Annotated in this window: 16 protein-coding genes, 4 tRNA genes and 1 other annotated feature; of the genes, 17 read left to right on the top strand and 3 right to left on the bottom strand. The window is 42.2% G+C overall.

Features of this window, described 5'->3' with window-relative positions; genetic code table 11:
- The first annotated feature begins 5 nt into the window (after positions 1 to 5).
- Positions 6 to 368 carry a hypothetical protein gene (locus tag MHH26_RS16990; protein ID WP_340974190.1) on the top strand — a complete coding sequence of 121 codons (363 nt, stop codon included), beginning with the start codon at positions 6 to 8 and terminating at the stop codon, positions 366 to 368.
- Positions 355 to 1458: an oxidoreductase gene (locus tag MHH26_RS16985; protein ID WP_340974188.1), complete on the top strand. Its 1104-nt coding sequence runs from the start codon at positions 355 to 357 to the stop codon at positions 1456 to 1458. Before MHH26_RS16990 ends, MHH26_RS16985 begins: the two co-directional genes overlap by 14 nt.
- 138 nt (positions 1459 to 1596) lie before the next feature.
- Here MHH26_RS16985 and MHH26_RS16980 read toward each other — a convergent pair whose 3' ends face one another.
- On the bottom strand, positions 1597 to 2121 hold the full coding sequence (locus MHH26_RS16980; protein ID WP_340974186.1) for a peroxiredoxin family protein: 525 nt from the start codon (positions 2119 to 2121) through the stop codon (positions 1597 to 1599).
- Positions 2122 to 2463: 342 nt separating this feature from the next.
- On the opposite strand from MHH26_RS16980, the gene MHH26_RS16975 reads away from it, so the two are divergent.
- The 11 genes from MHH26_RS16975 (at position 2464) to MHH26_RS16925 (ending at position 10597) form a co-directional block, all read left to right on the top strand.
- Positions 2464 to 2539 (top strand) — tRNA-Lys (locus MHH26_RS16975).
- Positions 2540 to 2545: 6 nt separating this feature from the next.
- Positions 2546 to 2617: transfer RNA gene (locus MHH26_RS16970), tRNA-Glu, on the top strand.
- An 81-nt stretch (positions 2618 to 2698) separates the two neighbouring features.
- Positions 2699 to 2775 (top strand) — tRNA-Asp (locus tag MHH26_RS16965).
- Positions 2776 to 2801: 26 nt separating this feature from the next.
- Positions 2802 to 2874: transfer RNA gene (locus MHH26_RS16960), tRNA-Phe, on the top strand.
- A 347-nt stretch (positions 2875 to 3221) separates the two neighbouring features.
- The gene (yycF, locus tag MHH26_RS16955) at positions 3222 to 3929 is read left to right on the top strand and encodes a response regulator YycF (RefSeq protein ID WP_034660610.1); all 708 of its coding nucleotides are present in this window, start codon (positions 3222 to 3224) and stop codon (positions 3927 to 3929) included.
- A gap of 7 nt (positions 3930 to 3936) precedes the next feature.
- Positions 3937 to 5775 carry a cell wall metabolism sensor histidine kinase WalK gene (gene walK / locus MHH26_RS16950; protein ID WP_106042813.1) on the top strand — a complete coding sequence of 613 codons (1839 nt, stop codon included), beginning with the start codon at positions 3937 to 3939 and terminating at the stop codon, positions 5773 to 5775.
- Complete coding sequence (gene yycH, locus MHH26_RS16945) at positions 5765 to 7144, top strand: two-component system activity regulator YycH (protein ID WP_340974183.1); 1380 nt, start codon at positions 5765 to 5767, stop codon at positions 7142 to 7144. The genes walK and yycH overlap by 11 nt, the downstream gene beginning before the upstream one ends.
- Entirely contained in the window at positions 7131 to 7994 is an 864-nt protein-coding gene (locus MHH26_RS16940; RefSeq protein WP_340974182.1) for a two-component system regulatory protein YycI, read from the top strand. Before yycH ends, MHH26_RS16940 begins: the two co-directional genes overlap by 14 nt.
- A 6-nt stretch (positions 7995 to 8000) precedes the next feature.
- Positions 8001 to 8795, top strand: a complete 795-nt coding sequence (locus MHH26_RS16935) for an MBL fold metallo-hydrolase (protein WP_034660602.1) — start codon at positions 8001 to 8003, stop codon at positions 8793 to 8795.
- A 78-nt stretch (positions 8796 to 8873) separates the two neighbouring features.
- Positions 8874 to 10064: a S1C family serine protease gene (locus tag MHH26_RS16930; protein ID WP_400559836.1), complete on the top strand. Its 1191-nt coding sequence runs from the start codon at positions 8874 to 8876 to the stop codon at positions 10062 to 10064.
- A 62-nt stretch (positions 10065 to 10126) separates the two neighbouring features.
- Positions 10127 to 10597: a GNAT family N-acetyltransferase gene (locus MHH26_RS16925; protein WP_400559762.1), complete on the top strand. Its 471-nt coding sequence runs from the start codon at positions 10127 to 10129 to the stop codon at positions 10595 to 10597.
- A 39-nt stretch (positions 10598 to 10636) separates the two neighbouring features.
- Here MHH26_RS16925 and MHH26_RS16920 read toward each other — a convergent pair whose 3' ends face one another.
- Together MHH26_RS16920 and MHH26_RS16915 are read right to left on the bottom strand one after the other, a co-directional pair.
- Positions 10637 to 11518, bottom strand: a complete 882-nt coding sequence (locus tag MHH26_RS16920; protein ID WP_340974180.1) for an ABC transporter ATP-binding protein — start codon at positions 11516 to 11518, stop codon at positions 10637 to 10639.
- Positions 11519 to 12208 carry an ABC transporter permease subunit gene (locus tag MHH26_RS16915; protein ID WP_034660593.1) on the bottom strand — a complete coding sequence of 230 codons (690 nt, stop codon included), beginning with the start codon at positions 12206 to 12208 and terminating at the stop codon, positions 11519 to 11521.
- Positions 12209 to 12400: 192 nt separating this feature from the next.
- Positions 12401 to 12671, top strand: a binding site (T-box leader).
- 110 nt (positions 12672 to 12781) lie between these two features.
- Between MHH26_RS16915 and MHH26_RS16910 the strand changes: the two genes are divergently transcribed.
- Genes MHH26_RS16910 through MHH26_RS16895 form a run of 4 tightly spaced genes read left to right on the top strand, consistent with a single transcriptional unit; the run spans position 12782 to position 16770 of the window.
- On the top strand, positions 12782 to 13642 hold the full coding sequence (locus MHH26_RS16910) for an SAM hydrolase/SAM-dependent halogenase family protein (protein ID WP_012011872.1): 861 nt from the start codon (positions 12782 to 12784) through the stop codon (positions 13640 to 13642).
- Between the two features lie 14 nt (positions 13643 to 13656).
- Positions 13657 to 14214 (top strand): ECF-type riboflavin transporter substrate-binding protein, encoded by a 558-nt coding sequence (locus MHH26_RS16905; protein WP_012011871.1) that lies wholly within the window; start codon positions 13657 to 13659, stop codon positions 14212 to 14214.
- A gap of 19 nt (positions 14215 to 14233) precedes the next feature.
- The gene (locus tag MHH26_RS16900) at positions 14234 to 15949 is read left to right on the top strand and encodes an ABC transporter ATP-binding protein (protein WP_340974177.1); all 1716 of its coding nucleotides are present in this window, start codon (positions 14234 to 14236) and stop codon (positions 15947 to 15949) included.
- Positions 15940 to 16770: an energy-coupling factor transporter transmembrane component T family protein gene (locus tag MHH26_RS16895; RefSeq protein WP_307500593.1), complete on the top strand. Its 831-nt coding sequence runs from the start codon at positions 15940 to 15942 to the stop codon at positions 16768 to 16770. Before MHH26_RS16900 ends, MHH26_RS16895 begins: the two co-directional genes overlap by 10 nt.
- The last annotated feature ends 137 nt before the right edge of the window (positions 16771 to 16907 follow it).

The following is a 16907-nucleotide window of genomic DNA, read 5'->3' as shown; positions in this document are numbered from 1 at the left end:
GTAGTTTGGATATTTCTAAAATAGTAGCTTTACAAAAAGAGTTTGATGAAAACCATGGATGGAGTCATAACAGCCCCTCTACATCTGAGAAAATAGATTTTATAAATAAGGACATAATAGGTTTAATTGGAGAAATTGGGGAGTTCTCAAACTTAATAAAAAAACTAAATTTATTAAATAATCGTTTCTCAGATGACGAATTAAATAAAAATTTTAATGAATTTTATCCCGACCTTCAAGAAGAATTAATAGATGCATTTATTTATGTTATTAGAATATCCTCACATCTCAATATGGATATAAGTAAAGAATATTTACGTAAATACAATATTAATAAAGTGAGATTTAAAAAATATGAGAATAAATAATTTAGATATGCCTAAAAATATTTCTTATGACTTTAAAGGGATCGAAATCCCTTCTCGTTTCTTTTTTGCTCCTATAAATACTGGATTATGCGAAAATGGTTCATTAAGTGAAGAGTTTTTTGATTTTTATAGAGAAAGATCGCACAGTTCAATAGGAATAAATTATATTGGTAATGTAGCAATTGATCCAAAGTATGTAACAAATCCCAATACTGCTTATTTTACTAAACAAACTGATCAGTGGGAGATGCTAGTAAAATCTATACGTAAACAAGGTTCTGTTCCAGGTATACAAATCGCCTGTCGAAATTCATCAATAATCCCTATTCGCAAAATGATTAACAATAATATAAAAGCTTATTTAAATACGGTAAGAAAAGATATAGTCAATATACCCAAAGAAGAAATACAGGATATTGTTAAGAAATTTATAGATGCAAGCATTAAAGCGAGTGATTTAGGGTTTGAAGTAATTCAGATTCACGCAGCACACGGCTATTTTTTGTCTCAACTTATTAGTAAAAGCTTAAATATAAGAGATGATGAATACAATGCTTCAGATTTATTTTTTTTAAAAACAATTATTAGTGGAATACGTGATAAAAAACCAAATATAGTTATAGATTTGAGAATCTCATTTCTAGAAGGTATTAAAAATGACATACAAGAAAAAGTAGATAAAGATGAATTGATTAATAAATTAATTGATTTAGATATTGATATTATCAGTTTTTCTAATGGTATATATGATATCAATAAACAGTTAATATATCCCCTTGAACAATGGGGGCATGCTTGCTTTTTAAATAATATATTAAAATACGCTGACCAATACCCAAATATATTATGGAATTACTCAGGTAATATATGGGATTTGGATGTGTTGCGATTAGAAGAAATTCCGAATAATTTAAGTTTTTCCCTAGGAAGAGCTTTAATAGCTGATCCATTATTTGTTGAGAAAAGTTTGAATAATAACAATGAATTAATTAATAGATGCGAATTTAAAAATAAATGCCATTACTATTCTCTCAATCTAAGTCATATAGGTTGCCCAATTTATGAATTGAATAAAAATGTGCATTTTTAACAAGCTCTCTAATTCATTGTAAATTAAAAAGAAATATTTTATTTTTGTGGAGTTGTTTATTATGAGGTCAAAAAAATAAAAAGTACATCTCTAATATATTAGTGATGTACTAACTACGGTATAATGTAAGTCCTCTTTTTATTTCACGCTTCTATATTGGCCTTTTAAGTTTTTGCGGATGTACTGAATGATTTTGCGCAGTTCGTTGGCATGCGGTCTGCCAAACGGACTTGTTTGTCTTTGCTGATAGAGGACTTGGCCCTTTTCATTTAATAAGAAATAGGCAGGTTCCCCGTGCACTCCGTGATCTTCATAAGGAGCATCTTCTCCGTGATAGTGGACTTCATATGCTTTTAATGAAGTAAGATCCTGGTCAGACATGATCGGGAAGGACAGCCCCTCTTTATCCGCAAAATCTTTCAAGTCATCAGGGTTATCCGTTGAAATCGTCATTAAGTGGATATCCTTGTCTTGAAAGTATGATTGCTGCTGTTCGAGCTCTTTCAATTCTTCTACACATACTGGGCACCATGAGCCTCTAAAGAAGACGATGAGGTGCCAGCTTTGATGCTCCTCTAAATGTTTGTGAAAATCAATATGTTCGCCCTGAATGGTTGGAAGTGAAAAATTGGGCATTTTATCTCCTAATTTAAATGAACTCATACTGCTTCCTCCTTTTTCAATCACAATGTCACTTGTTTCATGTATAACCATTTTTGAGCGGTCTAAAACGTTTCTATGTGTTTGAATAGGCAGTGGTCATGAAAAGGTGAATCAGAAATGAAGGCGGTTGCAAATAGAAGGGCTTTGGCAGGAGATTTCAAATCCGACACTTTTTTTAAAAAAATGTCGAAAAACGTATTGCCATATGTAATTACTCTATGATATTATAAATCTCGTTGTTGCAAAGGTCTCTGAAACTTGTTAGGATGCGATGTTCCAGCTTTTTTAAAGCGATTGGTTTGACGCAATACGGCTTCTTCAGATTCACTTTTCACAAACCGAGAGCCATTAGCTCAGTTGGTAGAGCATCTGACTTTTAATCAGAGGGTCGAAGGTTCGAGTCCTTCATGGCTCACCATGTATTGGCCCGTTGGTCAAGCGGTTAAGACACCGCCCTTTCACGGCGGTAACACGGGTTCGAATCCCGTACGGGTCATTGATTTACTTTAGCGTTAAGCTAATTTTTCCTCACTTGCTTGAAGGAGCACCACGATTGCTTTTTCGGGCAAGTTACTGAGGTCCGGTAGTTCAGTTGGTTAGAATGCCTGCCTGTCACGCAGGAGGTCGCGGGTTCGAGTCCCGTCCGGACCGCCATTTATACATATTCATCTTTTGATGATGGCTCGGTAGCTCAGTTGGTAGAGCAACGGACTGAAAATCCGTGTGTCGGCGGTTCGATTCCGTCCCGAGCCACTTCCAAACGCATCTGCAATCGCAGGTGCGTTTTTCTTATGAAAAGAAGGCATAAAAAGGGAGAAGCCGGGCCTAGGTAGGGCCCGGCTCCATAAGAAGAAGACGTTACATCTATATAGACGATTGGTGACTGGAAAAGTTTCGATAAAAAAGGAAAAAAGCCATCAATTTTTTTGAGAGGTGACTTCCTATTCAACGTTTACTAGAAAAGAAAGCCGTTATTATTTTTATCTTTGCCACGTAAAACGTTATAATAGACAGTGAGCCTTTTTTGCTCAAACGAAAAGGCCTGATGAGAGATGCAAAATGGAATGACATAGATGCTAAAAATGCAGGAGGAAATCACAATGGAAAAAAAGATTCTTGTCGTAGATGATGAAAAACCGATTGCTGATATATTGGAGTTTAACTTAAGAAAAGAGGGCTATGAGGTTCATTGTGCATATGACGGAAATGAAGCCCTTGAAATGGTAGAAGAAATCAAACCGGACATCATTCTGCTCGACATTATGCTGCCGAACAAAGATGGCGTTGAGGTATGCCGTGAAGTGAGAAAAAAATATGACATGCCGATTATCATGCTGACAGCAAAAGACTCTGAAATTGATAAAGTCATCGGTCTTGAGCTTGGCGCAGATGATTATGTGACGAAGCCATTTAGCACGCGCGAGCTGCTTGCCCGTGTGAAAGCGAATTTGAGAAGACAAATTGCTGCGCCGCAGACAGAGGAAGAATCTGAATCAAATGATATTGAAATTGGATCACTTGTCATTTATCCAGATGCATATGTGGTGTCTAAGCGTGAGGAAACAATTGAATTGACGCACCGTGAGTTCGAATTGCTTCATTACTTAGCGAAACATATCGGACAAGTTATGACACGTGAGCACTTGCTGCAAACCGTATGGGGCTACGATTATTTCGGGGATGTGCGTACAGTGGACGTCACAGTCCGCCGTCTTCGTGAGAAAATTGAAGACAATCCTAGCCACCCGAGCTGGATCGTGACACGACGAGGCGTTGGCTACTATTTAAGAAACCCAGAGCAGGACTAAGATTCTTATGAGTAAAGTAGGTTTTTTTCGCTCGATTCACTTCAAATTGACCTTAATTTACGTGCTGCTGATCATTGTCGCCATGCAGATCATTGGCGTGTACTTTGTGAAGCAGCTAGAGCAGTCCTTAATTAATTCCTATGATAATTCCTTGAATCAGCGAATCTACTCGTTATCGTATTACCTAGAACAAGATTCATCGAAAAGCAAGGCAGAATTAAAAGAGGATGCTCAAAAGATATTAAACGACTTTAACAACAAAGATGAGTCTAATGAAATTTCTGAAGTCAGCTATATTGACGAAAGCAGAGAGGTCATTGCCTCTGTGAATAATGGCAGTCAGGAGATTGCCGGGAAGAAAATCACTGATCAAATCATTAGCCGTATTTTTGCGGTCGGCAAAGACTATGAAAAGAAATTCTATGACCCAGAATCCAATAAACGGGTGCGTATTTCTGCGACAGCCGTGAAAAATGAAAACCAAGAAACCGTCGGTGTGATTTATGTTGTGTCTTCGATGGAAAGTGTGTTTAATCAAATGCGAACCATTAACACCATTTTGGCGACTGGCACACTGATCGCACTTGGGACGACCGCACTGCTTGGTATCTTCATCTTTAGAACAATCACTCATCCTATTTCGGATATGAGAAAGCAAGCGATCGAGCTTGCCAAAGGGAATTTTTCCAGGAAAGTCCGAAAGTATGGACATGACGAGATTGGTCAGCTTGCGACAACCTTTAACCATCTGACGAGAGAGCTGGAGGAAGCGCAGCTGATGACGGAGGGTGAGCGGAAAAAGCTTTCTTCTGTCATTGCCTATATGACGGATGGCGTCATCGCCACGAATCAAAACGGTGCGATTATTCTATTAAACAGCCCCGCATTAGAGCTGTTAAATGTTTCACGTGAAACAGCTCTAGAGATGCCGATTACGTCCTTACTGGGCCTCGAGGAGACGCATACATTTGAAGATTTAGTCGAAAATCAAGATTCCATGCTGATAGAAATTGAACGCGAAGATCAGCTGTCTGTTTTGCGTGTGAATTTCTCAGTCATTCAGAAAGAGCATGGGAAGATTGATGGTTTAATTGCGGTCATTTATGACGTCACAGAGCAGGAGAAAATTGATGCAGAACGCCGTGAATTCGTCGCAAACGTATCACATGAGCTACGCACACCGCTGACGACGATGCGAAGCTATCTTGAGGCACTGGCTGAAGGGGCAATTGGTGATAAAGAGCTTGCGCCAAGGTTCCTCAGTGTCACGCAAAATGAAACAGAGCGCATGATCCGGCTTGTTAATGACCTGCTGCAGCTGTCTAAGTTCGACAGCAAGGATTATCAATTCAACCGTGAGTGGACGAATTTTATCAGGTTTATCTCATTGGTCATTGATCGTTTTGAAATGACGAAAGAGCAGCATGTCGAGTTTATCCGCAATCTGCCGCAGCGTGAAATATACGTGGAAATTGATCAAGATAAAATCACACAGGTGCTCGATAATATCATTTCCAATGCCATGAAATACTCCCCAGAGGGTGGACATATCACGTTTACCGTTGATCTGGATGAGGAGAATGGCCTTGTGTTATTCAGCGTCAAAGATGAAGGGATCGGTATTCCGAAGAAGGATATGGATAAAATCTTTGAACGTTTTTATCGAGTGGATAAGGCGAGAACAAGAAAGCTTGGCGGAACCGGCCTAGGACTTGCGATTGCAAAAGAAATGGTTCAGGCTCATGGCGGAGATATTTGGGCTGACAGCATTGAAGGAAAAGGAACAACGGTGACCTTTACCCTTCCGTACAATGAAGAACAAGAGGATGATTGGGATGAAGCGTGAGACCTTTAAAACCATAATATTGACAATCCTAATTGCGATCAGTCTTGTGTTTACGTGGAATATTTGGATGTTCCAGCCAGTCATGCAGGACCAGGCAGATGCCGGCACAAAGGTCGTGGAAACGAAGAAGATTTCAAGCGACGAGCCTAGAAGTCTCATTGAGGTCGTGAAGCCGCGCGAGATGTTCATCCATTCAAATGGGGAGCATTTTAAAGTCGATCAAAAGGAACTCTTTCAAAACTTCTGGAATGATGTGAGCCTTTGGGATGTCAAAGAGATTTCGGATGTGTCGGATCAATATTCTGAGCAGAGATTTAAGAATTTCTTCTATGGAAGCGGAGGACAGGGGAAGACATTGGATCTTGTGTTCAATGACTCGATTCCGATTGATATTTTCCAAGCGCTGTTTAAATGGCCGAATAAGTCCATTGAATACAACTCGTTTGATCGGATGATTGTGCCGTTCTCCCAGCAGGACAAGGCCAATAAGAAAGTCTATTTGGTTTCATACAGCAAGGAAACGGTGCTTGAGCTGACAATAGAATCCGCTAACTATCGGAATCTAATGGACAGTATCGCAGCCGCTCAAAACGAGATGCCGCACTATGATCTCTATACATTCTCAGCGAATTCGAAACGAGATTTCCTCCTTCCGAGAAAGCAAAAGCAGCTTGAAGCAAAAATGTTCTTTATCGAAACGATTAAGACAAACAAATTCAAGGACGCTTTGTTTACGGATCCGAGTCTAGTCGGTGAGGAGTCTAATTTAAATCGGACAGTGTACACAGATGGCACAAGCCGTCTTGAAGCCAATCAAAAAGACCACCGCATCCAATATCAGCACCGCAATATCAATTCCAGCACCGTTTTCCAAACGGGGGATTTGATCAAGCGAAGTGTGAAGTATTTCAATGATACGGGGAGCTTTACCGATGACTATCAATACTTTGGCATCAACAGCAACCAGCAGCTTTCCTTTAATATGTTTATGGATGGTCTGCCGATCGTCAACAGTACAAAGCATCCATTTGGGATGACCTCTCTTGAAGTACAGTGGGCGAATGATGACATCTTGAATTACAAGCGTCCAAACTATATTCTAGGCAACAAAGCGAGTCAGAGTGAACAGGTCAAGCTGATGAACGGGACAGAGCTGAAGGACTTAATCGTCAAGCAGACGAAATATGATGACCTGGAGAAAATTGAACAAATTTTCCCAGCCTATCAAGCTGCTTCAACCGCATCAGATCAAGATCAAGCGATGTTTGTCTGGCTGGAGCCAGTATGGTGCATGAAATATAACGGCAAAACCGTGATACTATCGCATGATTTGTTGAAAGAGGGGAGCGAGAATAATGGAGTGGAATAAGACCAAAACGATCTTTATCCTAGCCTTTCTCGTTCTCGATATCTTTCTAGGTTTTCAATACTTTGAAAAACGATCTACCGATCATTTTGCGATTATCGAAAAAACGGATACGCTGGAAGAAATGAAGGCAGATGGGATCAAATATGGCAATCTATCAGATGAAGCGAAGATTGGATACCGCATTACAGCTGAAAAGAAGCAATATACGAAAAAGGATGTCGACGGATTAGCTGATCAAAAGGCGAAAAGCACATTCCCGAAAACAGACAAAGATGATCCTGTCACGTTGCTTGAAATGACCTTCAATAAACCCGTTGCCTTGCCGAAAAAAGATATGAAAACAGCGGCGTCAAACCTTGTGAACCAGCGTTTACTGGATGGGAAGAATTATAAGCTGTGGAGTATTGATGAAGAGACAGGGAAGATCGTCTTTTTCCAAACGTATAAAGGGAAATACATCTTCCAAGAAGGCCTTGATGACATCGAAACCATCGGAAAAATCACCCTGGATGTAAATGATAAAAACGAGGTCGTATCGTATCAGCAGTCGATGGTGACGTCGATTAATGAAGTGAGAAAAGAAACCCTTGTCCCAGCGCTTGAAACCGTGAAGGACTTATATACACAAAACATGCTGAGCCAAAACACGACCGTGAAAAAGGTAGAGCTTGGCTACTATACGCAATACCCGGGTGCAAGCACGCAGGTCATGGTGCCTGTATGGCGAGTCGAGCTTGAAGGCGTATCAGTTAGTTCAAAGAAAAAGACAGAAGAAGAATATTTGATCAATGCCATTGATGGCTCAACACTTGATCATATAGAGAAAGATGACAAATCTTCAATGGAGTGAGAGAACATGAGCTTGCAGTTCAGTGTACTAGCGAGCGGAAGTACGGGGAACGCTTTTTATTTAGAAACAGACGAGCATGCCTTTTTAGTGGATGCTGGATTAAGCGGCAAACAGATGGTCGAGCTGCTTGGTCAAATCGACCGCAAGCCTGAAGACTTGGACGGCATTTTTGTGACACACGAGCACTCAGATCATATTAAAGGGCTCGGTGTCATGGCAAGAAAGTACAAGCTCCCTGTCTATGCAAATGCGAAAACATGGAAGGCGATGGAGTCTCATATCGGGAAAATTGACACAGAGCAAAAATTCCACTTTGATATGGAAACCGTCCAATCCTTTGGCGGTCTCGATGTTGAGTCCTTTGGCGTCTCACATGATGCGGCTGAGCCCATGTTTTACGTGTTCCATTATGGAGGGCGTAAACTTGCCCTGATGACGGATACAGGCTATGTGAGTGACCGTATGAAAGGCATCATTCAGTCAGCCAATACGTTTGTATTTGAGAGCAATCATGATGTCGGTATGCTGCAAATGGGCCGATACCCGTGGAGCATTAAGCGCAGAATCTTGAGCGATGTCGGACATGTATCAAATGAAGATGCCGCTCTTGCGATGACAGATGTGATTGGAGATGCCACCTCACGCATTTATTTGGCTCACTTGAGTCAAGATAACAACATGAAGGATTTAGCCCGTATGGCGGTCCAGCAGACGCTTGAGATGAAGGGCTTTGTTGTCGGGGATGGCTTTGATTTATATGATACGGACCCGAAAAAAGCAACCCCGCTTTGCGCCGTATGATTTTTACAATCGTATGATTAAGATAAGAGCTTCTTACCAACACTATATACATCATCTATTCACTGAAAGGAAGGAAACATAGTGGATTATCGCGATGTAGAGTGGAAGCCGAGACGAAGCAGAAAAGGATATTTCCTATCTGGTCTGATCGGTGTATTGGTAGGAGCTTTTTTAATGGGATTCTTTTTCCCCTATGTGTCAGGACAGAGCGGCAGTCCCTTTGGGTGGCAGCAGAACGGAGATGAGCAATCAGCACAGGCCCCTTTAAAGACCGTCAATGTGAACGTCAATGATGCGGTCACGAAAGTCGTATCTAATATGTCGGATACGGTTGTCGGCGTCATTAATATCCAAAAGTCGAGCTTTTGGGAAGAAGGTGGGGAGGCAGGCAGCGGGTCAGGTGTGATTTATAAGAAAAAGGGTGATACCTTTTATATCGTGACCAACCACCACGTCATCAAAGGCGCCAACCAGCTTGAAGTGAGCCTTCAGGATGGGACAAGAATTGGTGCCAATCTTGTTGGCAGCGATCAGCTGATGGATTTAGCGGTTCTCACTGTCAAAAGTGATAAGATCAAGAAGACCGCCGCCTTTGGTAATTCAGATCATGTGAAGCCCGGTGAGCCAGTTATCGCCATTGGAAATCCATTAGGGCTTGAGTTTGCAGGTTCTGTCACACAAGGTGTCATTTCGGGAACGGAACGTGCGATTCCTGTAGACTCGAATGGGGACGGACAGGCGGATTGGAATGCGGAGGTACTGCAAACAGATGCCGCCATCAATCCAGGCAACAGCGGTGGTGCCTTGATCAATATGGACGGAAAAGTGATCGGCATCAACTCAATGAAGATTGCTGAATCAGAGGTAGAAGGCATCGGGCTGTCTATCCCGGCGAATCTAGTCATCCCTGTCATAGAAGATTTAGAGCGCTACGGAGAGGTGAAGCGTCCGTATCTAGGCGTTGGCATGAAATCATTAGCAGATATTGCGAGCTATCACTGGCAGGAAACGTTGAAGCTGCCATCTAAAGTCACATCAGGGGTTGTCGTGATGAGTGTCGAGTCTTTGTCTCCAGCAGGAAAAGCAGGACTAAAAGAGCTGGATGTCGTCACCTCCTTTGATGGCAAGGGTGTACAGAATATCGTAGATCTTCGTAAGTATTTATATCAAAAGAAAGTCGGCGACAAGGTAAAGATGGAGTTTTACCGAAGCGGAAAGAAAAAATCAGTAGAGATCAAACTTTCTCAAACCGACCGATTCGGCGGATGACCAGTTCCTTGATGGGACTGGTTTTTTTTGCATGCTCATCATATGATGGAGGAAAGGGGGCGATGCGATTGGTTACACTACAACCAATGTCACAAACGGATTACGATGTATTGATGGAGAAGGCCATTCAGCGGTACGCAGAAGAAAAGGTACTCGCAGGGACATGGGAAAAGGAAGAATCACTTGCGAACGCAGAAGAACAATTTGATCGGCTGCTTCCCGAAGGTCTGCAGACAGAGCATCATGAGCTATGGAATTTCTTGAACGGGGAAGAAGCGATTGGCTGGGTTTGGCTTTGTTATGACCCGAATCACCCTCAGCAGGAAGGATTCATTTATAACTTTATTTTATTTGAAGCTTATCGAGGAAAAGGCTTTGCAAAGCAGGCCATTGCTGCATTAGAGGAGCAGGCAAAGTCATTAGGAGTGCAAAAACTCTCGCTCCATGTCTTTGCTCACAATCAGATCGCCCGTTCACTGTACGAGAAGACGGGATTTGCAGAAACCGGAATCTATATGAGTAAACCTTTATAAAAAAGAAGAAGCACCGTGCGGATCGCGTACGGTACTTTTTTATGAGGTGCTCATGGCATCCTGAGCCGTGACTCTATATAAATCAACTTTGCATTTCACGAAAGCGCGGATGATCGATGGGACTTGGGCTTCTGAACGAATCAACAATGAGGTCTCGTCATCACTGATCACAAGATCTGTTCCAACAGTTTGTAAGTACTGCGTGAGAACAGGTTTCACCTCATCATCAATCCACGCATGCTTGAAGGTTGCACGTATGTTTGAGGATGTGATGGTTTTTTCTTGAGGATGAGTATGGGGGGACACTAATTTTCCTTCAGAAATGAATGCCGTTTTGGTACAAATACTATTTGTGAACCTTGGGCGGTCAGCCGTTAAAAAGACGGTTTTCCCTTCATGTTTTAACGTTTCAATGACCTGCTGAATGTGTAAGATCGAATCAGCATCAATATCGGCAAAAGGCTCGTCTAGTAAAATAAATTCGGGCCGATGGGCGATGGCCTGCGCCATTCCGAGCCGCTTCTTCATACCAGGTGTGAAGGTACCGACTTTTTCCTGATGATAGTGATCTAAACCGACAAATTCGAGCAGTTCTTCATAATCACTCGTTTTCTGGCGTGTCCCGGTGATTTTGGATAAGTAGGCAATATGTTCAAGTGCCGTGAGCCCTTCATATAAATCCGTATATTCAGGCAGAACACCGATATGCTGCCTCACCTTTTTTAATGAAGGCATATCCATCATCGTAAACGTACCAGAGGTTGGCCGGGAAATTCCCGTAATGATATTGAAAAACGTCGTCTTACCAGAACCCTTAGGTCCAATGAGTCCGAAGATATCGCCTTGATTGACATCAATGGTAATGTGATCTACCGCGACTTTTGTCCGATATTTTTTTGTGAGCTCTTTTGTATGCAGCATTTAGACATCCCTCCTTTGAAATAGGAGTGCTGTTCCAATGAGTAATACAACGGTTAATGCTGTATTCATGAGTACATAGGTCAGCGGTTCACTCAAGCGCGCATAATAATAAGGCGTCATATATTGGAACCAATGAATCAATCGTTCTGAAGAAAGAACAGATATCATACTGACGATCGGGAAAAGAAAGGAAAACAACATCCCAACAAACATTGATTTCTGCGGTGTTGGAAAGAGCATGGACAAAAATAAAGTACATGAGATACCAACACTGATAAAGGTTAAGATTTTAAACGCATCAGAGAACAGAAAACGATGTGAAATCACCATATTCAGTACGTATGTCGTCATAATGCAGCTAAGCCAAAACAGCATCAGCCCAAGATATTTTCCGATAATAATGTTCAAACGGGTTGTTTTACTGACTAGAAAACGAATGGTTTTTAAATGAATTTCGCGGCTCAAAATATCATGAGACAATAAAAAAATAAGGAAGAAACCAAATAACGACATCACCAGTTCATTCCCAATAGAATAAGGATCCTTTGCCTGCTCCCATTTGTCCTGATGAGCAGCAATAAACGGAAGAGTTGAAACAAAAGTAGATAAAATGAAAATAATAACAATTGTTAAAATGGATTTTGTGCTTTTGAAGAGCTGCTTAAACTCATTCATACAGATGGTCCACACACGCTGTACCTCCCTTCATCTTTATTATACAGCTAGAAAGGAAAGACACCATATCTCGCTCTTTAACATTTGTTTAAATTTTATAAAAAGAAGACTCTTCCAGCATCAGTTGACTCACTTTTGAAAATGTTCAGAAAAATATCTTGATTTATCAAAAAACATCATGTATGATAGCTTTAATTCAAGATAGTTAAACAGGCAATGACGAGAGAAAGTACAATCATCAATTTTTCCACAGAGAGCTTCGGCAGCTGAAAAGAAGCAAAAATAATGATTCGAAAAATGGTCTCTGAGCCTCGTGCTGAACATATCTATGATATTAGTAGGACACGACGAGAGTTGGTACTCGTTATCAAAACCACAGTATATGAGCCAGATTGGAGCTTTGTACTTGTAGAGGCTGTTTAGCGCGAGCAAACAGTAAATAAAGGTGGTACCACGAGACAAATACCTCGTCCTTATGATTCAAAGATAAGGATGGGGTATTTTTTATTGTCCACTTTTTTCATACAAATGTTCAAATGTTCCACGTGAAACACCACATCCATTTTTTCAAATGAAAGGGAGATTGACATGAGTGAACATGCATTGGTTTTACAATCAGATTTCGGCATTGATGATGGAGCAGTCAGCGCCATGTACGGAGTGGCAAATACGGTGAGCAGCAGCATCCGCCTTTTTGATTTAACACACAATATTCCGCAGTATGACATTTGGGAGGCATCTTACCGCCTGCTCCAAACCGTCACATACTGGCCGGAAGAGACGGTTTTCGTTTCCGTTGTTGATCCAGGCGTTGGGTCAGAAAGGAAGAGTCTTGTCGTCAAAACCACAAGCTCGCACTACATTATTACCCCAGATAACGGGACACTCACGCACGTCGCGCAGGATATTGGCATTGTGGAAGCCCGTTATTTAGATGAAACCATTAACCGGCTGCCCAAGTCGGGAAAATCACATACTTTCCATGGGAGAGATATTTACGCGTATACAGGGGCGAGAATCGCTTCAGGCGTGATTTCTTTTGAAGAGGTGGGACCAAAGGCGAATATTGATGATATTATTCACCTTCCAGTCGTACAGGCGTATGCGAAAGAAGAGGTCATCACAGGAACGATTGATATTTTAGATGTGAGGTTCGGAAACCTTTGGACAAACATTCATCACACGTTATTTGAACAGCTTTCAATCAATTATGGGGATGCAATAGAAGTTACCATTGCCAACGGGCCGAAAAATGTGTATAAAAATATCATGACCTATGGACGATCTTTTGCCGATTTAAAGGTAGGCGAACCACTCGTATATGTCAATTCACTCGACCATTTAGGCGTGGCGATCAATCAAGGGTCATTTGCAAAGGCTTATAACATCGGTACAGGCACAGGCTGGCGCCTTTCGATTCGCAAAGCTCCGCGCATTATATACGAATAAGAGGAGGATACATCATGGCAGGTAAACAACTTTCAACGAAAACTGTCGTTGCCATCGGAATTGGCGCAGCCGTCTTTGTCATTTTAGGACGCTTCGTCTCCATTCCAACTGGGATTCCGAATACACAAATTGAAACATCGTATGCATTCCTTGCATTAATGGCCGTTCTATTTGGTCCTGTTGCAGGCGCACTGATTGGGTTTATTGGTCATCTCATTAAAGATGCCACCACATTCGGCCCTTGGTGGAGCTGGATTATCGTTTCAGGTGTTGTTGGGTTATTGATCGGCTTCATTTCTAACCGTTTAAAAGTAGAAGAGGGCGACTTTGGCTGGAAGAAGATCACGCTTTTCAACGCCGTACAAGCAGGTGCGCAGGCATTAGGCTGGTTTGTCATTGCCCCGGTACTCGACATTGTGATCTATGCAGAACCTGCGAACAAAGTATTTGTTCAAGGCATCGTGGCAGGGATCTCGAACATCATCACAGTCGGTGTACTAGGAACCATCATCATTGCGGCTTATGCGAAAACGAGAAGCAAAAGCGGCAGTCTATCGAAAGAAACATCATGAAGCAAGGTGGAACACATAAATGAAGAAACCGATGATTCAATTCGAACATTTCGGATTCCAATATCGCAGTCAGGCAGAACCGACATTGAAAGATATCAACCTGACCATCTATGAAGGGGAAAAAGTCCTCATCGCAGGCCCGTCTGGATCGGGAAAAAGCACACTAGCCCATTGTATCAATGGGCTAGTTCCTGCGTCTTATAAAGGTTCTATGGAAGGAAGTCTTCACATCGGCGGGAAAAATGCAGAGAAAGAGAATATTTTCTCCCTCTCACAGCTCGTTGGAACGGTATTGCAGGACCCTGATGGACAATTTATCGGGCTGACCGTTGGAGAAGACATCGCGTTTACACTTGAAAATGATCAAGTCACACGCGAAGAAATGAAAACACGTGTCGAAGAAGCGGCAAAATTAACAGAGGTAGACGGCAAGCTGGCATCGTCCGTACATGAGCTGTCAGGCGGTCAAAAACAACGTGTCGCTATTGCGGGCGTACTTGTCAACGATGTCGACATTTTGCTGTTTGATGAACCACTTGCAAGCCTTGATCCGTCTACAGGCAAAGAAGTGATCGATCTTATTGATCGACTGCAAAAAGAAACGAAAAAAACGGTCGTGATGGTCGAGCACCGGTTAGAGGACGTCCTCTTCCGTCATGTGGACCGCATCATCGTCGTCAATGACGGAACGATTGCGGCGGATATGACACCAGATGAATTGCTCGCCTCAAATGTATTAGAAGCGGCATATTTGCGCGAGCCTTTATATGTAAAGGCCATGAAATATGCAGGCATTCCAGTTACACCGGGAGATCAGATAGCTAATTTACAGCATCTTACCTTAAATGAAGAGGCAAAAGTGAAAATCGAGCAGTGGATGGAAGCGTCTGAGCCGTCAGTCGAGCAGTTTGTATCGCAGGATTTGCTAGAGGTGCGTGAGCTGAGCTTTGACTATCCGACAAGACCAAACACGCTGAGCAACATCTCCTTTACCGTCAAAAAAGGAGAAATGATCAGCATCGCAGGAGCCAATGGCGCAGGCAAGACAACACTATCTAAGGTGCTCTGCGCATTTGAAAAGCCAACAAAAGGAACAATTCATCTAAATGGCGATGACATCACAGGAGACACAATCAAACAGCGCTCCGAACGAATCGGCGTCGTCATGCAAAATCCAAATCAAATGATTTCAAAACAAATGATCTTTGACGAAGTCGCACTTGGTCTCGTTTTAAGAGGGGTAAAGGAAGACGACATCAAGGAACGGGTGGAGCGGGTTCTGAAAGTGTGCGGCTTATATCCATTTCGGAACTGGCCGATTTCAGCTCTCAGCTTTGGTCAGAAAAAGCGCGTCACCATCGCATCAATTCTTGTATTAGAGCCAGAAATCATCATTTTAGATGAGCCAACCGCCGGACAGGATTTTAGACATTACACAGAGATGATGACGTTTTTAGAGCAATTAAATCAGCAGGGTGTCACGATCTTCATGATCACCCATGATATGCATTTGATGCTCGAATACACGACAAGAACCATTGTCATTTCAGATGGAGAAAAAATCGCAGATGATACCCCAGCCAAAGTGCTGACAGATCAGCTGCTTGTCCAAAAGGCGAGCTTAAAGGAAACGTCGCTGTATGAACTGGCGCTGAAAGCAGACTGGCCGAATCCAAATGAACTCGTGGATCGCTTCATTGAGGTTGACAGAAAGGAACGAATGACATGGCTGTAGACATGCTGTCCTATATCGATCGCCCGTCGCCGATTCATAGGCTGACAGGGGCAACCAAACTCATTTGCTTTATCCTCTGGTCATCCGCAGCGATGCTCACGTATGATACAGGCATTTTAGTCTTTATGCTAGCCGCCAGTATCGTATTCTTTCAGCTATCGAACGTGCGATTTCGTGATATCTCCTTCGTGGTGATCGTCCTTGCGATCTTCCTAGTGATTAACAACATCGCCATTTACATCTTTGCGCCCCAGCAAGGAGTCGCCATCTACGGAGCAAAGCATGAGCTGTTTCATATTGCAGGCTGGTACAACGTCACACTGGAACAGCTTTTCTATCAATTGAATATTACGCTGAAATATGTGACCGTCATGCCAGCAGCGCTTTTGTTTATCGTCACAACGAATCCAAGTGAATTTGCCTCATCGCTCAGCCGAATCGGGGTCAGCTACCGGATTTCCTATGCTGTCGCGATTGCCTTACGCTATATTCCAGATATTCAGCGGGATTTTCGAACGATCGCGATTTCTCAGCAAGCAAGAGGAATTGATTTATCGAAGAATGAAAAACTGGAGAAACGGATTAAAAATGCGCTGTCGATTGTGATGCCGCTGATTTTTTCCAGCCTAGAGCGGATTGAGACGATCAGCAATGCGATGGAGCTGCGCGGATTTGGAAAGCATAAAAAGCGCACATGGTTTACGGCGAAAGACTTTCAAAAAGCAGATTATGCCGCGTTAATATTTGTTGGTGTGGTGCTCATCGTGTCGCTTGTGATTACATTTGTTAGAGGAACGAGATTTTATAATCCATTTCTATAGAAAGAAGCCTTCACAGAAGTGGAGGCTTTTTCGTTTGGTTTGTGGATAAAAGGTGTGGAAAATGGTAAAAGACTATTAACATGTGAATAAATCGGTTATATTGAACAATGAGCAAAACACTTGTGAATAACCAGACA

Source organism: Bacillus sp. FSL K6-2839 (assembly GCF_038003365.1).
Taxonomy (GTDB): domain Bacteria; phylum Bacillota; class Bacilli; order Bacillales; family Bacillaceae; genus Bacillus.
This window is presented reverse-complemented; position numbering and strand designations above follow the sequence as displayed.